Raw genomic sequence first — 24,726 nt, 5'->3', positions numbered from 1 at the left:
CCCGAGGACTTGCCGTTGGCGCTCAATGACGACATCGCGCTTCTGTCTCGCGTACCGCTTTTTGCGGAGATAGACGAGGACAAGCTGCGCCTGATCGCGTTTGGTGCCGAGCGTCGCCGTTTGAGCCAGGGACAGCAGCTTTTTCGTGAAGGGGCGCCGGCCGACTGTGCCTTTGCTATCGCCAGCGGCTCGTTTTCCCTGTCGCGCACCCTGGTCGATGGGACTTCCGATACATTCGAGACCGTTGGTCCCGGTACACTTCTGTCCGAGCTGGCAATGATCTCGCTGGTCGAACGCAAGTTTACGGCGACGGCGGAGGAAGACAGCGAAGTCATCCGCATCAACCGCCCGCTGTTTCGGCGTATGCTCGAAGAGTATCCCGAGGTCGCAACCATCGTGGAGGCCCGCATTCGCGAAAGTCTCCAGTCGATGATCCGCAAGATGGAACGCCTTGCCCCGAAATTTGCCTGAGACCTGAGATTAGGGATCAGAGGTCGAAATGGGCGATCACGGGAACGTGGTCTGAAGGCCGGTCCCAGCCGCGCGCTTCCTTCAGGATATCAACCCTTGTCAGATGCGGAGCAAGGTCCGCCGACGACCAGACGTGGTCGAGACGCCGGCCGCGATCGGCCGCTTCCCAATCCTTGGCGCGGTAGCTCCACCAGGTATAAAGCTTCTCCGGTGATGGCGCATGCTGGCGCATGAGATCGACCCAGGCGCCACCGGTCAGCACCGATGTCAGGCCCTCGGTTTCGACCGGCGTGTGACTGACGATTTTCAGGAGCTGCTTGTGCGACCAGACGTCGTGCTCCAGCGGCGCGATGTTGAGGTCGCCAACAAGCACGGAGGAGATGCCAGCCTCGCTCTCGGCGTGCAGCAGTTTCATTTCCTCAATGAAATCGAGCTTATGGCCGAATTTGGGGTTGATCGTGCGATCCGGCTCGTCACCCCCGGCCGGTACATAGAAATTGTGCAGGCGGATTTTCTTGCCGCCCTTTTCGAAGACCACCGAAAGATGACGTGCATCGCCGACACCGCAATAGTCACGGCGGTCGACGAGTTCATGCAGCGGCAGACGCGAGATGGTCGCCACCCCGTGATAGCCTTTCTGGCCGTGCATGGCGATGTGCTTGTAGCCCAGGGCTTTCAGCGGAGAAGACGGAAACTGGTCATTGGGACATTTGGTTTCCTGCAGGCACAGGATATCCGGCGACCAGGTTTTCAGCTGGTGCTCGACGAGCGGCATGCGCAGTCGCACGGAGTTGATATTCCAGGTCGCAATCGACAATGCCATTCTACAGATCCCTTTAGAGCGGGCCTGTTTAAGCAAGTTTGACCGGAGGCGACAACCCGTCAGAAATTGCGATCACGCGGTAGACACGCCTGTCCACAAGGGCTTCGTGTCCGAACCTATTTGCGAACTTCATCGTAAGGGACCTTGAAGACTGCCTCATCCATGGGCAGTCCGGTCTGGACGTTGAAAATCATCACCGATGTATCCTTTTTCTGAGCGTCGGTAATCGTCCACTGGCGAAGGTCATAGGTCTTGGGGTCGAACATCATGGTGATGGTCGCGTCGCCGAAGATGCTTCTGTCACCAAGCACGATGGTGATGAGGTCGGGTTCCTCGCGCACGTCGCGCACCATCTTGCTCGACAGATCGATTGTGTTCGAAAGAAGCAGCTTCAGCGGCGTCTTGGACAGCGGATAAAGATCCCAGGTCTTGAGTTTCTGGTTGCCGATCACGACGACCTTGCCGTCGGCGATCACACGCATCGGCGAGGGAGCCTCGTAATTGAAGCGGATCTTGCCGGGACGGCTGATGTAGAATTTGCCGCCCGTCTGCTCGCCGCGGGGTCCGAACTGCACGAATTCGCCGGCCATCGTCTTTACCGATGCGAAGTGATCGGCGATCTTCTGGGCGACGCCGGACTGCTGCGCCATGGCCGGTTCCAGCGGAAGACCGGTCACTGCCAGCGCCGACAGCATGGCCATGCCAAACACGAAACTGCGCCGCGACAGGGCGTTGCTGGTCTCGGATTCGTTCCGGGCGGCGCTGGTATTTGTCATTGCAGTCTCCTTGGGTCTTCGCGTGTGATGTGGCGCTCAACTGCGGCAGCGTCAAGGCATTGCAAACGCACATTCTCGTGTCTCGGTTCCCACCGCGGATGGCATCGTTTCATGCCGGCCGGATGGTCAGCGGCCGGTGATGTCGTCCTCGGTCGGCACAAGGATTTCCCGCTTTCCGGCATGGTTGGCAGGGCCGATGATGCCCTCCTGCTCCATGCGCTCGATCAGCGAGGCTGCCCGGTTGTAGCCGATGCCGAGGCGGCGCTGGACGTAGGACGTCGAGGCCTTGCCGTCGCGTAGCACCACCGCCACGGCCTGATCGTAGGGGTCGTCCGATTCGGAGAGATTGCCCGTGCCGGCCGGGCCGCCGCCGTCGGTTTCCTCGTCGTCATCCTCGGTGATGGCGTCGAGATACTGCGGCGCGCCCTGCGTCTTCAGGTAGGAAACGACTTCCTCGACTTCCGTGTCCGAAACGAAGGGGCCGTGGACGCGCTGGATGCGGCCGCCACCGGCCATGTAAAGCATGTCGCCCATGCCGAGAAGCTGTTCGGCACCCTGCTCGCCGAGAATGGTGCGGCTGTCGATCTTCGACGTTACCTGGAAGGAGATACGGGTCGGGAAGTTGGCCTTGATCGTGCCGGTGATGACGTCGACCGAGGGGCGCTGGGTCGCCATGATGACATGGATGCCGGCGGCGCGCGCCATCTGGGCAAGCCGCTGCACGGCGCCTTCGATGTCCTTGCCTGCGACCATCATCAGGTCAGCCATTTCGTCGATGATCACGACGATATAGGGCATCGGCTGCAGGTCGAATTCTTCGGTTTCGTAGATCGCTTCGCCGGTCTGGCGGTCGAACCCGGTCTGCACGGTGCGGCTCATCGTTTCGCCCTTGGCCAGCGCCTGCTCGACGCGGCTGTTGAAGCCGTCGATGTTGCGCACGCCAATCTTGGACATCTTCTTGTAGCGCTCTTCCATCTCCCGCACGGTCCATTTCAGGGCAACGACGGCTTTTTTCGGATCGGTGACCACCGGCGAAAGCAGGTGCGGAATGCCGTCATAGACCGAAAGCTCCAGCATTTTCGGGTCGATCATGATCAGGCGGCACTGATCCGGCGTCAGGCGATAGAGCAGCGACAGAATGAAGGTATTGATGGCGACCGATTTGCCCGAGCCGGTGGTCCCGGCGACAAGGAGATGAGGCATCTTGGCGACATCGACGATGACGGGCTCGCCGCCGATGTTCTTGCCGAGCGCCATGGCGAGCTTGGCCTTGCTCTGCTCGAAATCGCGGCTGCCGATCAGTTCGCGCAGGTAGACGGTTTCGCGGCGCTGGTTCGGCAGCTCGATGCCGATCGCGTTGCGGCCGGGCACGACGGCGACGCGAGCGGCAATCGCGCTCATCGAGCGGGCGATGTCGTCGGCCAGGCCGATGACGCGGGACGATTTGATGCCGGGAGCCGGCTCCAGTTCATAGAGTGTGACGACCGGGCCGGGGCGCACATGGATGATCTCGCCCTTGACGCCGAAATCTTCCAGCACGCCTTCCAGCATGCGGGCATTCTGTTCCAGCGCATCGGCGGAGAGCGTTGCATCGCGAGCGACGCTTTTCGGCTCGGCGAGGAAATGCAGCGGCGGCAGCACAAAATCGCCCTCGTTTTCAACGAACGAAGTTTGTGCCTCGCGATCCTGGCGCGGGCTTGGCTTGGGGCGCGGCGCGGCAGAAGCAACGCGGCCATTGGCCGACGGCGGTATCTGCTTGCGCGGAGCCGGCATCGGTGCCCAGTCCGCGGCGGGGTCGTCGTCCATGTCGTCGTCATCGCCGATGATGCCCGCGGGAACGCGGCTGGATGTCGTGAGGTCGCCATCCCCATCATCATCGATGGAGATATGCGGCGCGACAGCACGGCGTTCGGAGCGATCAAGCGACGGCTCGATCCGTTCGCCACGCGAGATCGCCTTGGGGCGGGAAGGTTCGTTCAGGGTACCGAATTCATCGCCGTTGAAATCATAGGGCTCGTCGTACTCCCGCTGCGGCTTGCGTGCCGACATGCCGAACAGGCGACGCATGCGCGCATGCGCCGTATAACGCATATGGGTCAATGCCCCCGCAAAGAGCATGATGATGCCTTCCTGTTCGTCATCATCGATTTCGTCGCGGATGGTGCGGGCCTTGCTCGGTGTCGGCAACGGTTCTTCGATTACGTCTTCCGGGTCGGCAACAGCGATCAGACCGGCGGCGTAGATCAGCATCCAGGCGCAGGGCAGCGCGAGGACGCCGGCAACGACCAGCGCAAAGGTGCCGGTGGGGTAGGCACCGGTGAACAGCGCCGGAAAGCGCAGGATCATATCGCCGAAAACACCGCCAAGGCCATTGGGCAGGGGCCATGTTACGGGAGCCGGGACACAGCTGAGCGCTGCAGACGCAAGCACCGAGCCGCCGAACCAGGCCGCCAGTCGCTTGTGAATCTTGTCAAACGGTTTTGCGAAAATCAGCACCAGCGCCCAGGCAACGATCGGCAGAAGTGCGACAACGCTGGCAATGCCGAAGAACTGCATGAATAGATCGGCAACCGCTGCGCCGGGATAACCAAGGATATTGGTCGGCTCGTTTACCGTGGCGTAGGAGAAGCTCGGATCGTTGACGTTCCAGGTGGAGAGGGCGGCAATGACAAGGCCAAGGCCTCCGAAGATCGCAAAGCCAAGAAGGCTCGCGATCTGGCGCCACACGAAGGTGGCAAGCACAAACCTGTTGGAGCGGTTGTCGAACACCGCCTGATTGCTTCTGCTCATGATGCCTGCTGCCCGTTTCTGTCTGCAAAGCGCATAGTGCACGTGCTGCCATCGTAAACCGGGCAGGGTTAATGCGACATTAACCTTGATGCTTGGTTTAAGGGGTGTTGGGTCCTGGCGGGCAAGAAAAAAGCCCGGATGCAAGGCATCCGGGCCAAGTGTGGTTCCGTGCCACACGGAACCACGACGGGAGGAGACGGAAGGCCGGGTTCGTCCGGCCTTTCCGAATTTCTTAAGAGTGGTAAGCGGCTTCGCCGTGAGACGAGAGGTCGAGACCTTCGCGCTCGGCTTCGACGGAAACGCGCAGGCCGACGATGATATCGACGATCTTGTAGATGATCGCCGAGCCGATGCCGGACCACAGGACGGTAACGATAACGCCCTTGGCCTGTGCCCAGACCTGCGTTGCCGTACCGGCATAGCCTGCTGCGAAGTCGGCCGTGGAGTAATCGACAATGCCGGCGCCGCCGAGGGCCGGGTTGACGAACACGCCGGTCAGAAGCGCGCCGACGATACCGCCGATACCATGAACGCCGAAGACGTCAGCTGTATCGTCATAGCCGAACTTGTTCTTGACCGTGGTCACGAAGAGGTAGCAGACCGGCGAGACGATGAGACCCATCACGATGGCGCCCATCGGGCCGACGAAGCCGGCAGCAGGCGTGATCACGACGAGGCCGGCGACGGCACCCGAAGCAGCACCCAGCATTGAAGCCTTGCCGCGGGCAAAAGTTTCGACGATCGACCAGGAAACGATGGCAGCAGCGGTTGCAACGAAGGTGTTGATCATTGCGAGCGCAGCGTAGGCGTTCGACTCGAGGTTGGAGCCGGCGTTGAAGCCGAACCAGCCGACCCACAGAAGGGAGGCGCCGACCATGGTAAGCGTCATCGAGTGTGGCGCCATCATGTCCTTGCCGAAACCGGTACGCTTGCCAACCATGATGGCACCGACGAGACCTGCGATACCGGCGTTGATGTGAACCACGGTACCACCGGCAAAGTCGATCGCGCCAAAGCCGAAGATGAGGCCGGTCGGGCCGTCATAGGCGCTCGGGCCACCCCAGAACCAGACCATGTGGGCCATCGGGAAGTAGATGAAGGTCAGCCACAGGATCGTGAAGAGGATCACGGCCGAGAACTTGATGCGCTCGGCGAACGCGCCGATGATCAGGCCGGGCGTGATGGCGGCAAAGGTCATCTGGAAAACGACGAAGGTCAGTTCCGGAATGGCAACGCCCTTCGAGAAGCTTTCCGCGAGCGTCGTGGTATCGACGCCGGCGAGGAACAGCTTGGAAAAGCCGCCGATGAAGCTGTTGAGCGAGCCGCCATCTGTGAAGGCCAGCGAATAGCCGTAGGTGACCCAGATGATCATTGCGACGGCCGCAATCATCATGACCTGCATCAGCACGGAGAGCATGTTCTTGGCGCGGACCAGGCCGCCGTAGAACAGCGCGAGGCCGGGAACGGTCATGAGCAGAACGAGAGCGCTGGAAAGAAGCATCCAGGTGGTGTCGCCCTTGTCGACCGTCATCGCGGGGGCGGCTGCGGCTGCGGCTTCCGCCGCTGCGGGCGCTGCTTCCTGCGCGAAGGCGACGACGGGGGCCAGCAGCGCAGCTGCCATGGCGCCGATGCGTCCAAGCGAGGTGGAAAGTTTGAAGTCTGACATAGAATAGAGCTCCCTAACGGCCGTGGATTACAGCGCTTCAGTATCGGTTTCGCCGGTGCGGATGCGCACAGCATGGTCAATGGAATAGACGAAGATCTTGCCGTCGCCGATCTGACCGGTCTTGGCAGCCGAAGCGATCGCTTCAACAGCCGTGTCGACGATTTCCGAGGCGACGGCGATTTCGATCTTCAGCTTCGGCAGGAAGCTGACGGCATATTCGGTGCCGCGATAGATTTCGGTGTGTCCCTTCTGGCGGCCGTAACCCTTCACTTCGGTCACGGTCAGGCCCTGGATGCCAACGGCGGTGAGGGCTTCGCGAACCTCATCGAGCTTGAACGGCTTGATAATGGCCATTACGATTTTCATCTGGTTTCCCATCCTTGTTCATCAGCGGCGCGGTGCCGTCTCTCCTCGCCGTTGAACTGAGTTCCCCCAACGGCAGCGCTTTTTATATTCAAGGCGCGTGCCAGATTCGGATGGGCCAGGTAACTCTATGAAAAGACATGAAAAAGTCACATTCCGTCAGCTTCGGCTGGCGGAAGGTAAAAAAATCGTCAATTTTACTGTCTAAAAAATGAGCAAAAAATAAATTTTGCTCACAAATTACTCAGTTGCCTTTTTGCGGATCAACCCTTCCTGGGCAACCGAGGCAATCAGTGCGCCTGAACGGTCAAAAAGGCTGCCGCGGGTCATGCCGCGGGCACCTGATGCGCTTGGGCTGTCCTGCGTGTAGAGCAGCCAGTCATCCATGCGACAGGGGCGATGGAACCACATGGAGTGGTCGAGGCTCGCCACCTGCAGGTTGCGATCGAAGACGGATGTACCGTGCGCATAAAGCGCAGTGTCGAGCAGCGTCATGTCCGAAAGGTAGGCCAGGACCGCCGCCTGGATGTGGCGCTCGTTCGGGACCGTTCCCACAGCTTTCACCCAGACGTTCTGGGAAGGATCGAGCTTGTCGCGGGAAAAATAGTGGGTCAGCGAAACCGGGCGAATTTCGATCGGCCGGGGCCGCTCCCAGTAGCGCCGGATCGCCTCCGGCGCATTGGCGAGAAACTTCTCCTTGATCTCGTTTTCGCCCAGCAACTCCTCCGGCATCTTCACTTTCGGAAGCGGTATCTGATGCTCGAAGCCATCCTCGTCATACTGGAACGAAGCCGACATGGAGAAGATCGCCTTGCCATGCTGGATGGCGATCACGTTGCGGGTGGCGAAGCTTGAGCCGTCGCGGATGCGATCCACCTCGTAAATGATCGGCACCGATGGATCACCCGGCCGCATGAAATACGCGTGCAGCGAATGCACGTAGCGTCCCTCATCGACGGTGCGCTGAGCTGCCACAAGGGCCTGGCCGATCACCTGCCCCCCGAAAACGCGCTGCCAGCCGACCTGCGGCGAGAGCCCGCGAAACAGGTTCTCTTCCAGCTTTTCCAGGTCGAGGGTGCGCAGCAGCACATCCATCGGGGCGATCGTGTCGGCGGTTTCCGTCATCGTCTTTCTCCATGCGTCGCGGGGCGCTCCTATAGGGAGGACGCTGCCTGTCCGTTGCCTGCGACCTAAACGCGCTCTCGCCCTGCAAAACGCGGAGAGCCGGCTTGGAGCGGTAGGAACAGGCAGATCAATGCTCTATATAGGGTCAAACAAATGCTCAAGAGTGACGGGAGTTGGCAAATGATCGATGTGCTCATTGCGGGTGGCGGCTATGTCGGTCTTTCCCTGGCGGTCGCGATCAAGTCGGCGGCTCCGCACCTTGCCGTGACCTTGGTCGATGGCGCGCCGGAAGGCGTCTGGAAAAAGGACGAGCGCGCCTCGGCGATCGCCTCTGCCGCGTCCCATATGCTGGAAGCCCTGGGTGTCTGGTCAGAAATCGAACCCGAAGCCGAGCCGATCCGCCGGATGGTCATCACTGATTCAAAAACGGCGGATCCCGTGCGCCCGGTTTTCCTGACCTTTGAGGGCGCAGGCGAGGCGGAGGAAAGCGGCCGGCCCTTTGCCCATATGGTCCCCAATGTCGTGATGGTCGGCGCGTTGCGCAATGCCGCCGAAAAACTTCGCGTCGATATCCGCCACTCCACGCCGGTCACCGGCTTCAAGAGCGACGATCACGCGGTCGCGGTCGCGCTTGCTGCGGGCGGGGAAATCGAAGCGCGTCTGCTTGTCGCCTGTGACGGGGTAAAATCGAAACTGCGGGCTGCCGCCGGCATCAAGACGGTCGAGTTCGACTACGGCCAGTCCGGCATCGTCACGACAGTCGAGCACGAGCGCCCTCATAACGGCACAGCGGAAGAGCATTTTCTGCCCGCCGGCCCCTTCGCGACCCTGCCTTTGCGCAACAATCGCTCCTCGCTGGTCTGGACCGAGCGGACGGCGGACGCTGAAAAACTCGTCCGCGGCGATGATCTGGTTTTCGAAGAGGAGTTGGAGCGTCGTTTCGGCCATAAACTCGGCACGCTCAAGGTTGTCGGCGGCCGTCGCGCCTTTCCGCTCGGCCTGACGCTGGCGCGAGAGTTCATCGCGCCGCGTTTCGCGCTGGCCGGTGATGCCGCCCATGGTATTCACCCGATCTCGGGCCAAGGTCTCAATCTTGGTTTCAAGGACGTCGCCGCTCTTGCCGAGACCATTGTCGATGCCGATCGCCTCGGTCTCGATATCGGTTCGCTTGCCGTGCTGGAGCGCTACCAGACCTGGCGGCGTTTTGACACGTTCCGTATGGGGGTGACGACGGATGTGCTCAACAGGCTGTTCTCGAACGACATCACGCCTGTTCGCGCGCTGAGGGATTTCGGCCTTGGTCTGGTTGACAGGCTGCCGACCCTCAAATCCTTCTTCATCAAGCAGGCGGAAGGGCTGGCCAATGAGCGTGACCCCAAGCTTCTCGGTGGCCGCGCTATCTGATGGGTCAGTCTTCGATCTTGCGGGCCTCGGAAATCAGCATGATCGGGATGCCATCGCGGATGGGATAGGCGAGCCTTGCCTTCTCCGAAACCAGTTCACCGGCATCGGCATGATAGCTGAGCCGGCCCTTGGTCAGCGGGCAAACGAGCAGTTCGAGCAGTTTGGGATCGACCCGGCTGGTTCTGTCTTCCATGTCCGGCCTATTGCAGCATCGTTTCGATATCGCCGAAAGTGCGGGCGAGCACGATTTCGGTGATGGCGATCAAGGTTTCGGCGCGCGATTTTAGATCCGGCGCCTCCAGCAGTGCCTGTTTTTCCGCCGGACCGTATGGCGACATCATCGCAAGCGAATTGACGAGCGTGCGGTTGCTGGCGCGCTCGACGCTTTCCCAGTCCGCCTCCAGCTTGTTGGCCTCGAGATAGGCCTTGAAGGCCGCAAGGAGCGCCTCGCGATCGACCCGGGCATCGTCATCGGGTGCAGTGAGGTCGGCTACGAAGGGCGCTGTCTTGAACGTGCGGTATCCTTTGACCATGCCGCCTTCGCTGAGCAGCCGGAAACGGCAGATGCCGGTCAGCGAGACCAGATAGCGGCCGTCTTCCATTTCCGCAAAAGACGTGATGCGCCCGACGCAACCGACATTGCAAAGCGGCTGATGCGGTTTGCTTGCGGTCTCGTGCGCGTCTTCGGTGAAGGCGGGCTGCACCATGCCGATCAGGCGGTTTCCGGCAAGGGCATCGTCGAACATGGCGAGATAACGCGGTTCGAAGATATTGAGCGGCAGTTGCGCCCCGGGAAGAAGCAAGACGCCGGTCAGTGGAAACACCGGCAGCGTCTCCGGCAAATCCTGCGATTTCAGATATCGTGCATTTCCCACTTGCATCAGAATTTTCCCGTGGCTCGTTCGGCCGGGCCGACCGTGCGGCTCCTCAAGGGCCGGTTCTGCGAACAGAAAGCCAGCCTGAGAAACAGAGATGGTGCGCCGACTTGAAAACTCAAGGGAGCGAAGCGGAAGCTGCAGCTATATGCTGCGCATCGCTGACAATCAGGAAAACAGGATGGAGGATAGCTTGCGGCGTGCCGCGAGCGTCGCCGGGTCCGTCGCGCCCCACACCTCAAAGAATTTCAAGAGTTCGCGCCGCGCGCCGTCGTCGTCGAAAGCCCGGTCACGCTTCATGATCATGAGCAGATGATCGGCGGCAGCCGTGCGGTCGCCTTCGACATTGCGGATCTTGGCGAGCTTCATCCGGGCTTCGTGATCGTCCGGATTGGCGGCAAGCGCCTGCTCCAGCGCCTGCGGATCGCCGAGCTTGCGGGCTTCCTCGATCTGGTCCAGCTTCTTGGCGACGGCGGTGACGGCCGCGTCCGCGGCCATGGCTTCCGGCAGGTCGGAGAGAACCTGGCGGGCTTCCGCCACCTGGCCGAGCGCGATCAGGCAGTTGGCCAGACCGGCAACCGCCGCCGCATTTTCAGGATCGGCGTGAAGCACGGCCGAATAGAGGCCGCCTGCATTTTCGATATCGTCGCTCTCGAACAGTGCCTTTGCCTCGGCAAGCGCACCGTCGATCTCGACCTGACGGTCATCGATGGCGGGCCCGGCAACTTTATCGATGAATTCCCGGATCTGGCTTTCGGGAACAGCGCCCATGAAACCATCGACCGGGCGACCGCCGGAAAAGGCGATCACCGCCGGTATCGACTGGATGCCGAGCTGGCCGGCGATCGAGGGATGGTCGTCGATGTTCATCTTGACGAGTTTGACGCGGCCGGCAGCTTCGGTCACGACCTTCTCGATGATCGGGGTCAGTTGCTTGCAGGGGCCGCACCAGGGCGCCCAGAAATCAACCAGAACAGGCTGCTGGCGCGACGCTTCCAGAACGTCGCGGGTGAAGCCGGCAGTGGTCGTGTCCTTGATGAGGTCGCCGGTGGGCGCGGCGGCTGCGGGGGCGGGGCTTGCGCCGTAGCTCACCTGGCCCGTCATCTGTGTGCCGAACGATCCTTGATAGGGGTTGCTGCCGCTCATGTCTGCTCCTCACGGACCTTGGTCCGAATGACTGTTTTCTGCCGCAAAGATCGTATGTCAGGCCGTCACTTTCAAGACAAGCGGCTCGTGACCGGTTGCTTCGATAAAGCGCAGCAGATCCTTGGATGCAATGGATGTCGTCGCATCGTTGGTCAGCGGATGGCAATTGATGATCTCGTCCTTCATCAGGCCTTCGTCGAGGATGATCGTGACATTCTTGTTGGTATCGTTGATGACGCCGAAGGCGGTTACGGCGCCCGGAATGACGCCCAGATATTCCATCAGCTTTTCCGGTTTTCCGAAGGAAACCTTGCTTGCCGCACCGATGATCTGGTGCACCGTCTTCAGGTCGACCGTCGCGTTTTCCTCGACGGTCAGCAGGAAGAAGTTGTCTTTCTTGTCCTTCACGAAGAGGTTCTTGGTGTGGCCGCCCGGAATTTCGTCGCGCAGCGCAACGGATTCGGCAACGGTGAAAACCGGCTCATGCCGCTTGGTCTTATGGGCGATACCGAGGCTGTCGAGAAAGGCAAACAGCTCGTCGGCGGTCTTCGGCTTTATATCGCTCATGGGCGGCGTCCTCATCGTCTGGAAATGCGCCCAGTGCTTACGCCAAAGGCACCGATGGCGCAATCTTGTCGGATCGATGAACGAAAGAAAGCCTTGTTTTCAGGAGCTTGGACCGATCTTCCAAAAAATTTTCCATCACCGTCGTTTTTCCTGTTGCATTTGAAAAGGTCATGGGCGATATAGCGCCCGTCGCCGCAACGCAGCGACCTTCGGCCACCAACTACCCCAGGCCGTCGATGATGAGCGGGTGTAGCTCAGGGGTAGAGCACAACCTTGCCAAGGTTGGGGTCGGGCGTTCGAATCGCCTCACCCGCTCCATTCTTCCAACAAGTACAGCGTAGATCATTGGGCGTTATCGATATGTCCATCTAGTGCGAGCAGCATTGTAGAATCTAGTTGTCAAAGGTCTGTCTTTGCGATTTACCCCCTGATCCAGTTCGGTATTCTGGCCCTTTCGATTTGATGAGGACTTTATGGGCGAGAGTCTGAAAGACATTTGGGCTGACGACAAACTGTCGCGCCGGGACGACGCTGAGTTCTTGGCGACCTTCCTTCGAAACAAGTCCGATGAGTTGACAGAAGCGAACTCTGCCAAATCCTACGTATTGAACCTGGATGCAGGATGGGGCAGAGGGAAGACCTTTTTCCTTGATCGCTTGCGACGACAGTTGATAGCGGCGGGCCACTTGGCTGTCTATGTGAACGCTTGGCAGGACGACTTCGCCGACGATCCGCTCGTGGCCGTTATGGCTGGCATTGATAGCGAGGTTGCCTCACATTTAAAGCCAAGGTCAGCTGCGGCAAAAGCTTGGGACGTGACCAAGGCCACAGGCGGGAAGGTGGTCGGTTTGGTCGCCAAAGGCCTCGCACTGCGTGGTATGTCGCTTTTGTTGACCTCCACCGTCACGACTGCAATCGAAGGCGCGATCACAAGTGGATATGCTGCAGTCAGTGAGAGAGAATCTCTGGAGAAGGTAGGATCGAGCTTAACTGATGAAGCGTCTTTGGCAATTGAAAGGACACTCAACGAGCAGGCAGAGCGCTCCGTATCCGACTTTCTCTCCTACAAAGAGACCATTCGAAGCTTCAAGGGAAACCTGTCTAAATTTGTTTTAGAAATGGAGGCTGCCGACGGCAAAGCTCGACCGTTCTTCATTCTTGTTGACGAGCTTGATAGATGTCGTCCGCCATATGCTATCGCTATGCTGGAGCGCATCAAGCATCTATTCGATACCCCACACCTAGTCTTTGTCGTAGCTACTGATAGCGGGCAGTTGCAGCACGCGATCCGGGCCGTCTACGGCGCCGATTTTGATAGTAGGAAATATCTCAAACGGTTCTTCGATAGTAGCTTTGTTTTCGAGAAACCCTCTATCCTAGAATTTGTCACCGCGCTTCATGCTGCCAATCCGATTGATGCGAGTAAAGTTTCCGCGCCTTATGAGATCGAGCTTCTCGAGTTCTTGAGCCGCTTTTACACGCAGACCGACGCAGACCTTCGGTCGGTTGAACAAATGTACATGACGCTTGAAACAATTGTTTCTGCATGGTCGAGTAAAGCGCGCATAGAGTTGATTGTATTGCTGCCGCTAATATATGCTTTCTATCGCGATCAGGAAAGCATTTCCGAAAATGAGGATATTTCGGAGGCGCTGAAAATTCCCACGCTCCCAACATGGACTATCACCACGCACGAACGCCTTGCCGACTCTTTCAATTCGAAAAAAGTTGAAAAGGCCATTCCGCCGCTCGCTATAAATTTATGGGCGTTGGCGCAAACTGATTTACTAAGCTTGATGAGACAGAATAGGTCAGGCGATTGGGTACACGATCGCATGTTGGATGAATTACATAGGCGCTTCGGAGGAACGATATCCTCAAGCCGCCTCCAATATAGCCTCGTCCGTTCCTATCCAAAGCTTGTAAGGCAAGCCGGGCGTTTATCGATGGCTGATTAAACGAGACTATTGCCAAATGGCAGTAACGGACTTTACAGCGGCGCCAAATACCGACGTTGCTCAATCAAAGGTTGATGAGTTACGCTGATGTAGAGCCGCGCTATGCGATTTACATCATGCCTTGCGGCCAGCCACCCGTTTCCTGCGCGCAGACTACCCGCGCCCGACATAGGGCATCTGCGTCGCCATGACGGTCATGGACAGCACATTGGCCGTCAGCGGCAGACCGGCCATGTAGACGACGGCTTCCGCGACGAGATGGGCGGGGATCGTGGGTTCTGTCGCCACCTCACCATTGGCCTGCAGCACGCCCTTGCTCATGCGGCTGGTCATGTCGGTCGCGGCGTTGCCGATATCGATCTGGCCGCAGGCGATGTCGAAGGGGCGACCATCGAGCGCTGTGGACTTGGTGAGGCCGGATACGGCGTGTTTGGTCGCCGTATAGGGCGCGGAAAGCGGGCGTGGCGTCGAGGCCGAGATCGAGCCGTTGTTGATGATGCGGCCGCCCCGCGGCGTCTGCGCCTTCATCATCTTCATGGCCTGCTGGGTGCAGAGGAAGGTGCCGGTCAGGTTTACGGCGACGATCGCATTCCAGTCCTCGAAGGAGATGTCTTCCATCGGGATGGCCGGCAGGCCCATGCCGGCATTGTTGACAAGCAAGTCGAGACGGCCGAACTCCGCAGCAATGGTCGAGAAAAGAGCCTCGACCGAACGCGGATCGCCGATATCGGCGGCAACAGCACGCACGGTTGCGCCGGGATGCTCCCCAGCCAGTTCGTCAGCCGACGTTAGCAAGACGTCTGCACGGCGGCCGGCGATGATCACGGTGTAACCCTCGCTCAGCAGGGCCGCACTGATAGCGCGACCGATGCCGGTGCCGCCGCCGGTCACGAGCGCTATGCTGCCGGCGGCCTTGTTGCTCTCTGACATTTCAATCCTCCCCGATCGTCCTATCAGTTGCGGCTGAAGACGTAATCCGTCTCCTGCAGCAGCGTTTCGCCAGGGCGCAGAATGCCTTCGGGGAAGTTGGCATGGTTCACGGCATCCGGCCAGATCTGCGTTTCCAGGCAGAAGCCGGCGAAGGGGCCATATTTACGACCTTCGAGACCGGGAACAGGCACATCCATCTTGAAGCCGGTGTAGAACTGCACCCCCGGCTCGCCGGTCCGGACTTCAAGCGCGACGCCGGAATTGACGCTGCGGACCAGGGCGACGGTGCGCTTCGGGCCGCGGGCGGTCGAAAGGCAAAAATTGTGGTCGTAGGCGATTTTGTCGCCCTCCAGCTGCCGGCGCAGCGAGGTCATGCTGCGCAGGTCGAAGACGGTGCCATCGACCGGGCGGATTTCGCCGGTCGGGACTTGCCGTTCGTCCGTCGGGAGATAGTGCCCGGCATCGATCATGATGTCGTGGCCGAAGGCATCCGGGCCGCCATCGAGATTGAAATAGCTGTGCTGGCAGACATTGGCGATCGTCGCCTTGTCGGTCGTTGAGACATAGCGGACGCTCAGCACGCCGCCATCCTTCAGCTCATAGGTACAGGTGATACGGCAATTGCCGGGATAGCCGGCGCGGCCCTCCGGATCGACGATTTCAAGCACGACGCGATCGGCGGCATGCTCGACCACCCTCCACACGCGCTTTGCGATGCCGTCGCTGCCGCCATGCAGATGGGTCACGCCCTTCTCGTTGCATTCCAGCTGATAGGCGGTGCCATCGATGGAAAAACGTCCCCCGCCGATGCGGTTGGCGTTGCGACCCGGCGTTGCGCCGAAGTAAGGGGAGTGCGCGAGGTAATCCTCAAGCTTCTCGAAGCCGAGCACCAACGGCGCCCCATGGCCTTCCAGACGGAGATCTTGGATAACCGCGCCCCATGTGAGAATGTGGGCCGTCAAGCCACCACCCTTGATCGTCAGTTGTTGGACGGTTTCGCCAGACGGCAGTCGGCCGAATTCCCTACTCAATGCTTCCACGGCCTTGCATCTCCTCCTCGCACCCGTTTGCGGCAAACTGCGTCATTTCCAAAGGCGCGGCAACCGAAAAGTCATACAATTTATAGGCCAAGAACGCCCGATGCCTCTTCGGGCGTTCGAACGTCGGATTCCATTTCGTTGTCCGCTCAGCGGTCGGTACCGATGGCTGAGAGCTCGTAAGGGGTGGTTTGATAGATGTCGTTGATCCAGTTGCCGAAAAGCAGGTGGGCATGGCTTCGCCAGCGGTTCTGCGGCGGCAGGCTGGGATCGTTGTGCGGGAAATAATTAAACGGCATCTTGATCGGCACCCCGGCATCGACATCGCGGAAATATTCGTCCGACAGCGAGGTCGAATCATATTCCACATGGTTGAAAACGTAGAGCCGGTTGCAGGTCTTCTCGTGCACGAAACAGACGCCCATCTCATCCGATTCCATCAGGATCTCGAGACCGTCGACCTTCTCGATATCGGCGCGGCGCACCTCGGTCCAGCGGGAAACCGGGATCTGGAAATCGTCGGAAAAGCCGCTGAGATAGACCGATGACGGGTTCAGGTTATGGTGGCGATAGACGCCAAAGGCCTTTTCCTTGAGCGCATGTTTCGGCACGCCATGGAAATGGTAGATCGCTGCCATCGCGCCCCAGCAGATGTTGAGCGTCGAGTGGACGTTGGTCGCCGTCCAGTCGAAGATCTGCTGCATCTCGTCCCAATAGGTCACGTCCTCATAATCGAGGGTTTCCACGGGCGCGCCGGTGATGATCAGGCCATCGAACTTGCGATGCTTCACCTCTTCCCAGGTCTCGTAGAAGGCGAGCAGATGGTCTTCGGACGTGTTCTTGGCCTTGTGTCCGCCGACGCGGATGAGCGACAACTCGACCTGCAAGGGCGATGCGCCGACAAGGCGCGCCATCTGCACCTCGGTCTTGATCTTGTTCGGCATGAGGTTGAGGAGCCCGATCTGGAGGGGGCGGATATCCTGCCGGATAGCCACCGTCTCGGTCATCACCCGCACGCCCTCTTTGGTGAGGGTTTCGAATGCGGGCAGCGTATCGGGAATCTTGATGGGCATGGGTTCTCACTCGATGAACAAGGAGCCGGGCAACAAAAAACCGGCAACGAAAAATATCGCAACCGGTCCGCTTCACCCACGGCCCTTTAGCGACTTATTTAACGTGGCTGCAAGCCGGCCGGCCAAATCACCACGAAATGCTTAAATAGCGCCGGCCCACGGCAATTGCAATGGGCCGGAAATTGGGGGCTATCGGTTCTACCCCTCCAGTTCCTCACGCAGCATTTCGAGCTCCAGCCATTCTTCTTCCATCTTGGTGACGGAGGCGCGCAACTTTTCCATCTCCGCGGCGAGCGTCGAAAACCGGGCGGGGTTCTTCGAAAACAGGTTCGGATCGGCCATCTCGGCCTCCCGCTTCGCAATTTCCGCTTCGGCCTTGGCCATTTCCTTCGGCAGATTTTCGAGCGCGAATTTCTGCTTGAAGGAGAGCTTGCCCTTGGCGGTGGCCTTCGGCGTGTCCGGGGATGGTGCGAGGGCAGAGCGTGCCTTCTCCGCCTTTTCCGCCTTGCGTTTCTCCTCTTGTGCGCCCTTGCGCTGGGCCATCATGTCGGAATAGCCGCCCGCATATTCGATCCAGCGACCATCGGGCTCTTCCGGATTGGCCGGCGCGATGGTCGAGGTGACGGTGCGGTCGAGGAAGTCGCGGTCGTGGCTGACGAGAATGACGGTGCCTGAAAAGCCGGCGACGATCTCCTGCAGTAGGTCGAGCGTCTCGATATCGAGGTCGTTGGTCGGTTCGTCGAGGATCAGCAGGTTGGTCGGGCGCGACAGGATGCGCGCCAGCATTAGGCGGGCGCGCTCGCCACCGGAAAGGTTCTTGATCGGCGTGCGGGCCTGTTCCGGCTGGAAGAGAAATTCCTTCATGTAGCCGGTGACATGGCGCTGCTCGCCGTTGACCAGCAGGTTCTCGCCGCGTCCGTCGGTCAGGTAGTGGGCGAGCGTGTCTTCCGGGTTCAGGTCTTCGCGCTTCTGGTCGAGGGTCGCGATTTCCAGATTGGTGCCAAGCTTGACGATGCCGGTGTCGGGCGTCAGCTGGCCCGTCAGCATCTTCAGAAGCGTCGTCTTGCCGGCACCGTTCGGGCCGACGAGGCCGATGCAATCGCCGCGATGCACCCGGATCGAGAAGGGGGCGACAATGATGCGATCGCCATAGGCCTTGGTGATCTTGTCCGCCTCGATGACAAGCTTGCCGCTCTCCTGCGCGTCGGAGACGGTGGCCTGCACTGTGCCCTGCGGTCCCTTATGGCCGCGATATTGCGAGCGCAGGTCCTGCAGTGCGCCCAGGCGGCGCATGTTGCGCTTGCGCCGAGCGGTCACGCCATAGCGCAGCCAGTGTTCCTCGCGCTCGATTTCCTTGCCAAGCTTATGCTGTTCGAGTTCTTCCTCTTCCAGCACCTTGTCGCGCCAGGATTCGAAGAAGGCAAAGCCTTGGCTGAGGCGACGCGAATTGCCGCGATCGAGCCAGACCGTCGCGTTGGAAACCTTTTCAAGAAAGCGCCGGTCGTGGGAGATGACCACGAGTGCCGAGCGGCTTTTGATCAGTTCGCCTTCCAGCCATTCGATGGTCGGTAGATCGAGGTGGTTGGTCGGCTCGTCTAGCAACAGGATATCCGGCTCCGGCGCCATGACGCGAGCGAGCGCCGCACGGCGCGCTTCACCGCCCGAAAGATCCTTCGGATTTTCCTCGCCGGTCAGGCCGAGATGCGAGAGCAGATAGGTGACGCGGTAAGGATCGTCGCCCGGCCCAAGACCTGCTTCCGCATAGGCCTGAACCGTTGAATAGCCGGCAAAGTCAGGCGCCTGTTCGAGATAGCGCACGGTCGAGGATGGATGACGGAAAACTTCGCCCGACTGCGCTTCGACCAGACCGGCCGCGATCTTGAGCAGCGTCGATTTGCCCGAGCCGTTGCGGCCGACAAGGCAGATCTTGTCGCCCGGCTCGACCTGCAATGCCGCACCGGCAAGCAGCGGCGTGCCGCCGAAGGAGAGGAAAATGTCATCCAGTTTCAGGATCGGTGGCGCCATGGTCAGGCTCCCGTATGGTCATAGGGACGGGCGAGAACGATCGCCCGGCCGGAAGAAAGGGTGAACCGCACCGGTCCTTCAGCGACGTTGGAAATCGTGCGCGAAGAGCCGAAGGGCAGATGGAAGCCGAAGAGCGGGTAGCGCGCTCCGTCGATGGAAAGTCCGTCGAGCGTATTGAGGCCGAGGATCGAAAACAGGCTGCCTTTCGGCAGGTTGAGTTCCAGTGTTCCCGGCAGAAGCGGTGTTGCCTCCTCCTCGCCGGATGTCAGATGGATGGCGAGACCCGTTTCCGCAAGGCGTACCGCATAGATCAGGTGCATGAAGGCATGGTCGCTGCGCTCGCCGCCCAGTGCACCGGCAAAGATCAGTGAGCGGGCGCCGCGCGAAAGGGCAGCCTCCACGGCGATCTCGCCGTCGGTTTCGTTCTTTGCGGGAGGGTAGGGCTCGCGGTGAACTTCAGGCCATTCTGCGATCAGGGATGCCGGCGTCGAGTCGAAATCGCCGACCCAGAGTTCCGGGGTCAGGCCAAGCCCCGCTGCGTGACGCATGCCGCCATCGGCGGCGATGACCCGTGTCTCTTTCAAACGCCCGAGCAGGCGGTCGGTGGCGGCAAGTGGCCCGCCCATGAGTATCGTGAAAGCCTGATCAATCATGGCGCAAGGCCATAGCGCGAAGTGATAGCAAGGGGAAGGGGCGATGCCTTGATTAGCGTCTATTCGGCGGTTTGGTTTCCGCTCGCTTGCCGCGCCTCATAGGCACGTTCAAAGGCTAAGGTGAACCTGTCGAACAGATGCGAAAAGTCAGCGATTTCCTCGTCTGTCCAGTCCGCGACTATATCGGCGATGATCGCCTGCTTGACGCTGAGCATCTCTGCTACAAGCCTGTCACCCATCTCGGTCATGACCAGCACGATCCGGCGTGCGTCTGCCTGGGATGCTTCCCGCCGCAGCACGCCGCGTGTCACCATCTCCGCCACGATCCGGCTGGCGCGCGAGGGATCGATGCGCAGCTTGTCGGCGACCATGCCCACGGTCACCTCCTGGCCATCGGCGGCACGCCGCACGACGTCGAGCACGTCGACATGGGAAATTTCCAATCCCGGTGCCACGCTATCAAGCGCCAGCCGTGCGATCACCCTCCGTCCGATCAGCATGCGCATGCGGGTCAGCGCGCCGCTGATGCGGTCGCGGTCGGTCTTGGGAGAGGTGGCATCGAGTTTGTCCATGGTCAGACCATAGCAGCTTCCCGCCGCTCCTTCCAAGCCCTGTATGCGTTAGGCATAAATATGCGTTTGACAATTATATGCTATTAGCACATAAATTCATCCTAACGTCAAACGGGATATCTTCCATGGACATGCAAGTCGCGCCCGCGCCGCTCGTCGAGAGCAAGGCGCTTCGGCTCACGCTTTTTCTTTTCCTGATGTCGGCGCTGTTCATGGCGACGCTCGACAACCAGATCGTTTCCACCGCTTTGCCGACCATTGTTGGCGAGTTCGGCCAGATGGAGCGTTTCGGCTGGGTGGGCTCCGCCTATCTGCTCGCCACCTGTGCGGTGATGCCGCTTTACGGCAAGCTGGGAGACCTCTTCGGCCGCAAATATGTAATGCTCGCGGCGATCACCATCTTCACGCTGGGCTCAATCGCCTGCGGCTTTGCCACCTCCATGAACACGCTGATTGCCGCGCGCGTGCTGCAGGGTCTCGGCGGCGGCGGCATCATGGTTTCGATCTTCGCGATCAATGCCGATCTCTTTGAACCGCGGGAGCGCGCCCGCTACCAGAGCTACTCCAGCCTCGTGCTGATGGCCTCCGGTGCGATCGGCCCGGTGCTGGGCGGCACGCTCAGCGATCTCTTCGGCTGGCGCTCCATCTTCCTCGTCAACGTGCCGATCGGTATCCTCGTGCTGACAGGGCTTGCCGTCTTCCTGCCCTACCGCCGCCCGACGCGGGTTCCGAAGATCGATTACGCTGGTGCACTGCTACTTGCCGGTGCAATCACCAGCGTCGTGCTGCTGGCCGATGGTTCCGAGCTCTTCGGATCGCTCCTGTCCACCGGCGGTCTTACCGTTATGGGGGTCGGCCTTCTTTGCGCCATCGCATGGGTTCTTGTTGAGCGACGTGCGCCAGAGCCGGTCGTGCCGCTGCCCCTGTTCCGCAATTCGACCTTCAGCCTGTTCCTTGTCATTTCGCTGGCGAGCGGCGCCATCGGCATCGGCCTCGTCAATTATTTCGCGCTCTTCCTGCAGACCACGACCGGGCTTTCGCCATCCTTTGCCGGCTTGATGTTCGTGTTGCTGACGGGCGGCATTGTTTGCGGTTCGCTGACGGCGGGGCGGCTGATTTCGAAGTCCGGTCGCTACAAGCCGTTTGCCATCGCGAGTCCTGCGATCGCCATCCTCGCGCTGCTCCTCATGAGCCTGGTGCATCCGGGCACGCCTATTTTCCTGATCGGCGCGATCATGGCGCTGCATGGTCTTGGGATCGGCTTTGGTCAACAGGTTCCGATCCTTGGTGTCCAGAACAGTGCGCAGCAACGGGATGTGGGTGCCGCGACCGGCTCGGTGACCCTCTCGCGCATGGGTGGCGCCTCGATCGGCATTTCTCTGTATGGCGCAACCATCGCTGGGGGGCTTAGGCTTCACGATCTCGCCATCCCCGGCGTCGACTCGATCGAGAAGCTGACGCCGCAAATGCTCGCCGTCTTGCCGGAGGCTTCGCGCCAGATGGTTGCCGAACACTACACGCAGGCCTTCCATCCGCTCTTCCTAACCGCCGCAGTTATTGCTCTGACGGCGCTCGTCTGCGCGATCTGCCTGAAATCGGTTCGCCTGCCACACAAGGCAGCCTGAACACGCCTTTTGACGCGGCTCTTGCCAAGAACAGCAGCCGCGTCTAAATCTCCAGTCGCTCTAACGGGGTGCCATCGGTTTTCGATGGCTGAGAGGCTTTCAGCCAACCCGCGGAACCTGATCCGGTTTGTACCGGCGGAGGGATTAGACGGCACAGTTCAGCGCCCTATTCCCAATTTTTATTGAAGAGGAGGCGCTGATGCGCACGAAAATCATATCGCTCATGACGGCAATTGCCGCCCTTTCGTCCTCGGCCGCCTTTGCCGAAGATAAGACCCTCACGGTCTATACCTATGAAAGCTTCACCAGTGAGTGGGGTCCCGGTGCCAAGGTCGCCGAAGCTTTCGAGAAGACCTGCGCCTGCAAGGTCAACTATGTCAGCGTCGCCGATGGCGTCGAACTGCTGACGCGCCTCAAGCTCGAGGGCGCATCGTCCAAGGCTGATATCGTGCTTGGCCTCGATACCAACCTGATCACCGAAGCCAAGGCTACCGGCTATTTCGCACCACACGGCCTTGATGTCTCTGCCGTGAAGGTGCCGGGCGGTTTCAGTGATAATGTCTTCGTTCCCTATGACTACGCCCATTTCGCGGTCGTCTACGACACCGAGACGGTGAAGAACCCGCCGAAGAGCCTGAAAGAACTGGTGGAAGGCGATCCGAACGAAAAGATCGTTATCGAAGATCCGCGCACCTCAACGCCCGGTCTCGGTCTTCTGCTCTGGGTGAAGTCGGTTTACGGTGATGACGCCGCTGCCGCCTGGGCGAAGCTCAAGGATCGTGTCCTGACCGTCACCCCCGGCTGGTCGGAAGCCTATGGCCTGTTCACCAAGGGCGAAGCGCCGATGGTCTTTTCCTACACGACCTCGCCGGCCTACCACATGGTTGCCGAGAACACGGAGCGCTATCAGGCTGCTTCCTTCTCCGAAGGTCACTATATCCAGATCGAAGTCGCTGGCATGACGAAGAGCGCCCAGGACCCGGAACTTGCAAAGTCCTTCCTTGCCTTCGTCACCGGTCCCGCGTTCCAATCGATCATCCCGACCACCAACTGGATGATGCCGGTTGCTGCCGGCAACGAGCCGCTGCCGGAAGCCTTCGGCAAGCTGGTATCGCCCAAAAAAACCTTTCTGATGTCGTCGGATGAGGTCGCCGCCAATCGCAAGGCCTGGATCGACGAATGGCTCTCCGCCATGAGCCAAAACTGAGGCTGGCGTGGTTTTCTCCGAACGAAGAATGACGATTGCCGCCGGGGTCTTTTGCCTCGGCGGCATCATGCTTTTTGTTGGGGCTGCCGCCTGGGCGTTGTTGGCTGCCGACGTGGCTGCGGTTTCCGAAGGCCGATTTTTCGACGCCTATGTCCGGCGGGTGACCCGTTTCACGCTGCTTCAGGCCGTTCTTTCCACCCTGATCTCAATTTTTCTGGCGATCCCGCTGGCGCTGGCATTGGCGCGGAGACCGGCCTTTCCGGGGCGCATCTGGATCGTTCGCCTGCTGGCGCTGCCGCTGGGCCTGCCGGCCCTTGTTGCGGCTCTCGGTCTGATCGGCATCTGGGGACGCCAGGGTGTCATGAACACGCTGCTCGCCAATCTCGGTCTCGCGCAACCCGTCAGCATCTACGGCCTCTCCGGCATTCTTCTTGCGCACGTCTTTTTCAACCTGCCGCTCGCAACGCGGTTCATGTTGGCGGGGCTGGAGCGTATTCCCGGGGAATACTGGCTGATCGGCACCAATCTCGGCATGAGCAGGCTCAGCCTCTTCCGCTTTGTCGAATGGCCGGCCATACGCGGGCTCATTCCCGGCGTGGCAGGCCTGATCTTCATGCTCTGCGCGACAAGCTTCACCCTCGTCCTGACGCTCGGCGGCGGACCGGCGGCAAGCACCATCGAAGTTGCGATCTATCAGGCGCTGCGTTTCGATTTCGATCCGCCACGGGTCATTGCATTGAGCATGCTGCAAATCGTCCTGACCGGTGTTCTTCTCGCAATGGCGCGGCTACTCACCCCGCCTGTGGCCGAGGCCGTAACGACGGGAAGGCGAGTTATCCGATTTGATGGCCGAAACATCACGGACAAGATTGCGGATGCGCTGGTCATTTCCCTTGGTATGATCTTCATTCTGCTGCCGCTTGCCGCAGTCCTGGTTTCCGGTCTTCGCGCCGACATGGTGCGGCTTGCCGCGGATCCGATGGTGCATCGCGCCCTGTCGACGAGCCTTGCCATCGCGCTGTCTTCCGCGTTTTTCTGCGTTCTTTCGGGCCTTGCGCTTGTCGCTGCGCGCCAGACGCTGCTGCAGCCGCGGCGGACTTCCCCGATGGCGCGTGGTCTTTCGAGCGCAATTTCCGGAAGCTCTGCCCTCGTTCTACTGGTGCCGCCGGTGGTGCTGGGCGCTGGCTGGTTTCTGTTGTTGCGGCCATTCGGCGATGTCGCCGTCTTCGCCCCGTTTGTCGTCGTGGCGATCAACGCGATGATGGCGCTTCCCTTCGTTTACGGCATTCTCGATCCCGCAATGGCGACGCATAGCGCTCGCACAGGGCGGCTTTCTCAGAGCCTTGGCATCGGCTTTTTCAACCGGTTGCGGCTGATCGACTGGCCCGGCCTGCGCCGGCCTGCTCTGATGGCCTACTCTTTCGCCTGTGCCCTGTCCTTGGGCGATCTTGGAGCCGTCGCGCTCTTCGGTTCGCAGGATATGGTGACTTTGCCCTATTTGCTTTACAGCCGCATGGGCAGCTATCGCACAGCAGATGCCGCGGGGCTTGCGCTGGTGCTTGGGTTTGTGTGCGTGATCCTGACGATCATCGGTACGCCGCCGGAACGCAAGGTTGAAGGAAATGCGGATGCCCGCTGAA

Annotated in this window: 22 protein-coding genes, 1 tRNA gene and 2 riboswitches; of the genes, 7 read left to right on the top strand and 16 right to left on the bottom strand. The window is 60.2% G+C overall.

Annotated elements, in window-relative coordinates:
• Nucleotides 1-15 precede the first annotated feature (15 nt).
• A complete protein-coding gene (locus BLX89_RS14790) occupies nucleotides 16-471 on the top strand; it encodes a cyclic nucleotide-binding domain-containing protein (protein ID WP_075291690.1) in 456 nt (151 codons plus the stop codon).
• A 16-nt stretch (nucleotides 472-487) separates the two neighbouring features.
• Here BLX89_RS14790 and BLX89_RS14785 read toward each other — a convergent pair whose 3' ends face one another.
• From BLX89_RS14785 to tesB, 6 genes are all read right to left on the bottom strand, one after another.
• Nucleotides 488-1,294, bottom strand: a complete 807-nt coding sequence (locus BLX89_RS14785; protein ID WP_075291689.1) for an exodeoxyribonuclease III — start codon at nucleotides 1,292-1,294, stop codon at nucleotides 488-490.
• 116 nt (nucleotides 1,295-1,410) lie between these two features.
• On the bottom strand, nucleotides 1,411-2,070 hold the full coding sequence (locus tag BLX89_RS14780) for an outer membrane lipoprotein carrier protein LolA (protein WP_075291688.1): 660 nt from the start codon (nucleotides 2,068-2,070) through the stop codon (nucleotides 1,411-1,413).
• Nucleotides 2,071-2,196: 126 nt separating this feature from the next.
• Nucleotides 2,197-4,860: a DNA translocase FtsK gene (locus BLX89_RS14775; protein WP_075291687.1), complete on the bottom strand. Its 2,664-nt coding sequence runs from the start codon at nucleotides 4,858-4,860 to the stop codon at nucleotides 2,197-2,199.
• A gap of 232 nt (nucleotides 4,861-5,092) precedes the next feature.
• Entirely contained in the window at nucleotides 5,093-6,526 is a 1,434-nt protein-coding gene (locus tag BLX89_RS14770) for an ammonium transporter (protein WP_075291686.1), read from the bottom strand.
• Between the two features lie 27 nt (nucleotides 6,527-6,553).
• Entirely contained in the window at nucleotides 6,554-6,904 is a 351-nt protein-coding gene (locus tag BLX89_RS14765) for a P-II family nitrogen regulator (RefSeq protein WP_075291685.1), read from the bottom strand.
• Nucleotides 6,905-7,129: 225 nt separating this feature from the next.
• Entirely contained in the window at nucleotides 7,130-8,014 is an 885-nt protein-coding gene (tesB, locus tag BLX89_RS14760; RefSeq protein ID WP_075291684.1) for an acyl-CoA thioesterase II, read from the bottom strand.
• A 180-nt stretch (nucleotides 8,015-8,194) separates the two neighbouring features.
• Here tesB and BLX89_RS14755 point away from each other — a divergent pair, with 180 nt between their 5' ends.
• Nucleotides 8,195-9,418: a ubiquinone biosynthesis hydroxylase gene (locus BLX89_RS14755; protein ID WP_075291683.1), complete on the top strand. Its 1,224-nt coding sequence runs from the start codon at nucleotides 8,195-8,197 to the stop codon at nucleotides 9,416-9,418.
• A 4-nt stretch (nucleotides 9,419-9,422) separates the two neighbouring features.
• Here BLX89_RS14755 and BLX89_RS14750 read toward each other — a convergent pair whose 3' ends face one another.
• From BLX89_RS14750 to BLX89_RS14735, 4 genes are all read right to left on the bottom strand, one after another.
• The gene (locus BLX89_RS14750) at nucleotides 9,423-9,611 is read right to left on the bottom strand and encodes a Trm112 family protein (protein WP_075291682.1); all 189 of its coding nucleotides are present in this window, start codon (nucleotides 9,609-9,611) and stop codon (nucleotides 9,423-9,425) included.
• Nucleotides 9,612-9,618: 7 nt separating this feature from the next.
• Nucleotides 9,619-10,299 carry an LON peptidase substrate-binding domain-containing protein gene (locus BLX89_RS14745; RefSeq protein WP_075291681.1) on the bottom strand — a complete coding sequence of 227 codons (681 nt, stop codon included), beginning with the start codon at nucleotides 10,297-10,299 and terminating at the stop codon, nucleotides 9,619-9,621.
• 162 nt (nucleotides 10,300-10,461) lie between these two features.
• Nucleotides 10,462-11,439: a thioredoxin gene (gene trxA, locus BLX89_RS14740; RefSeq protein ID WP_075291680.1), complete on the bottom strand. Its 978-nt coding sequence runs from the start codon at nucleotides 11,437-11,439 to the stop codon at nucleotides 10,462-10,464.
• Between the two features lie 57 nt (nucleotides 11,440-11,496).
• Nucleotides 11,497-12,006 (bottom strand): prolyl-tRNA synthetase associated domain-containing protein, encoded by a 510-nt coding sequence (locus tag BLX89_RS14735; RefSeq protein ID WP_075291679.1) that lies wholly within the window; start codon nucleotides 12,004-12,006, stop codon nucleotides 11,497-11,499.
• A gap of 243 nt (nucleotides 12,007-12,249) precedes the next feature.
• On the opposite strand from BLX89_RS14735, the gene BLX89_RS14730 reads away from it, so the two are divergent.
• Both BLX89_RS14730 and BLX89_RS14725 read left to right on the top strand, forming a co-directional pair.
• A tRNA-Gly gene (locus BLX89_RS14730) sits at nucleotides 12,250-12,324 on the top strand.
• Nucleotides 12,325-12,479: 155 nt separating this feature from the next.
• Entirely contained in the window at nucleotides 12,480-13,964 is a 1,485-nt protein-coding gene (locus tag BLX89_RS14725; RefSeq protein WP_075291678.1) for a KAP family P-loop NTPase fold protein, read from the top strand.
• A gap of 153 nt (nucleotides 13,965-14,117) precedes the next feature.
• Here BLX89_RS14725 and BLX89_RS14720 read toward each other — a convergent pair whose 3' ends face one another.
• The 6 genes from BLX89_RS14720 to BLX89_RS14695 all read right to left on the bottom strand — a co-directional run bounded on the left by BLX89_RS14720 (nucleotide 14,118) and on the right by BLX89_RS14695 (nucleotide 20,254).
• Nucleotides 14,118-14,894 carry an SDR family oxidoreductase gene (locus tag BLX89_RS14720; protein WP_075291677.1) on the bottom strand — a complete coding sequence of 259 codons (777 nt, stop codon included), beginning with the start codon at nucleotides 14,892-14,894 and terminating at the stop codon, nucleotides 14,118-14,120.
• 23 nt (nucleotides 14,895-14,917) lie between these two features.
• Entirely contained in the window at nucleotides 14,918-15,934 is a 1,017-nt protein-coding gene (locus BLX89_RS14715) for an aldose epimerase family protein (protein WP_075291676.1), read from the bottom strand.
• A 146-nt stretch (nucleotides 15,935-16,080) separates the two neighbouring features.
• Nucleotides 16,081-17,004, bottom strand: coding sequence for a homoserine O-acetyltransferase MetA (metA, locus tag BLX89_RS14710; protein ID WP_075291675.1), 924 nt, complete (start codon nucleotides 17,002-17,004; stop codon nucleotides 16,081-16,083).
• 66 nt (nucleotides 17,005-17,070) lie between these two features.
• A riboswitch (SAM riboswitch) is annotated at nucleotides 17,071-17,148 on the bottom strand.
• A gap of 54 nt (nucleotides 17,149-17,202) precedes the next feature.
• Nucleotides 17,203-19,029, bottom strand: a complete 1,827-nt coding sequence (locus tag BLX89_RS14705; RefSeq protein WP_075291674.1) for an ABC-F family ATP-binding cassette domain-containing protein — start codon at nucleotides 19,027-19,029, stop codon at nucleotides 17,203-17,205.
• A 2-nt stretch (nucleotides 19,030-19,031) separates the two neighbouring features.
• A complete protein-coding gene (locus tag BLX89_RS14700) occupies nucleotides 19,032-19,682 on the bottom strand; it encodes a thiamine diphosphokinase (RefSeq protein ID WP_075291673.1) in 651 nt (216 codons plus the stop codon).
• Nucleotides 19,683-19,741: 59 nt separating this feature from the next.
• Entirely contained in the window at nucleotides 19,742-20,254 is a 513-nt protein-coding gene (locus tag BLX89_RS14695) for a MarR family winged helix-turn-helix transcriptional regulator (protein ID WP_075291672.1), read from the bottom strand.
• Between the two features lie 125 nt (nucleotides 20,255-20,379).
• Between BLX89_RS14695 and BLX89_RS14690 the strand changes: the two genes are divergently transcribed.
• The 3 genes from BLX89_RS14690 (at nucleotide 20,380) to thiP (ending at nucleotide 24,725) form a co-directional block, all read left to right on the top strand.
• Entirely contained in the window at nucleotides 20,380-21,879 is a 1,500-nt protein-coding gene (locus tag BLX89_RS14690; protein WP_075291671.1) for an MDR family MFS transporter, read from the top strand.
• 54 nt (nucleotides 21,880-21,933) lie between these two features.
• Nucleotides 21,934-22,040: riboswitch (TPP riboswitch) on the top strand.
• Between the two features lie 38 nt (nucleotides 22,041-22,078).
• Nucleotides 22,079-23,086, top strand: coding sequence for a thiamine ABC transporter substrate binding subunit (thiB, locus tag BLX89_RS14685; protein WP_075291670.1), 1,008 nt, complete (start codon nucleotides 22,079-22,081; stop codon nucleotides 23,084-23,086).
• A gap of 28 nt (nucleotides 23,087-23,114) precedes the next feature.
• A complete protein-coding gene (gene thiP / locus BLX89_RS14680) occupies nucleotides 23,115-24,725 on the top strand; it encodes a thiamine/thiamine pyrophosphate ABC transporter permease ThiP (RefSeq protein WP_075291669.1) in 1,611 nt (536 codons plus the stop codon).
• The last annotated feature ends 1 nt before the right edge of the window (nucleotide 24,726 follow it).

The organism is Pararhizobium arenae, from assembly GCF_001931685.1.
GTDB classification, from domain to species: domain Bacteria; phylum Pseudomonadota; class Alphaproteobacteria; order Rhizobiales; family Rhizobiaceae; genus Pararhizobium; species Pararhizobium arenae.
Note: the sequence above shows the minus strand (reverse complement) of the source record. Positions and strands in the feature narration are given on the sequence as shown.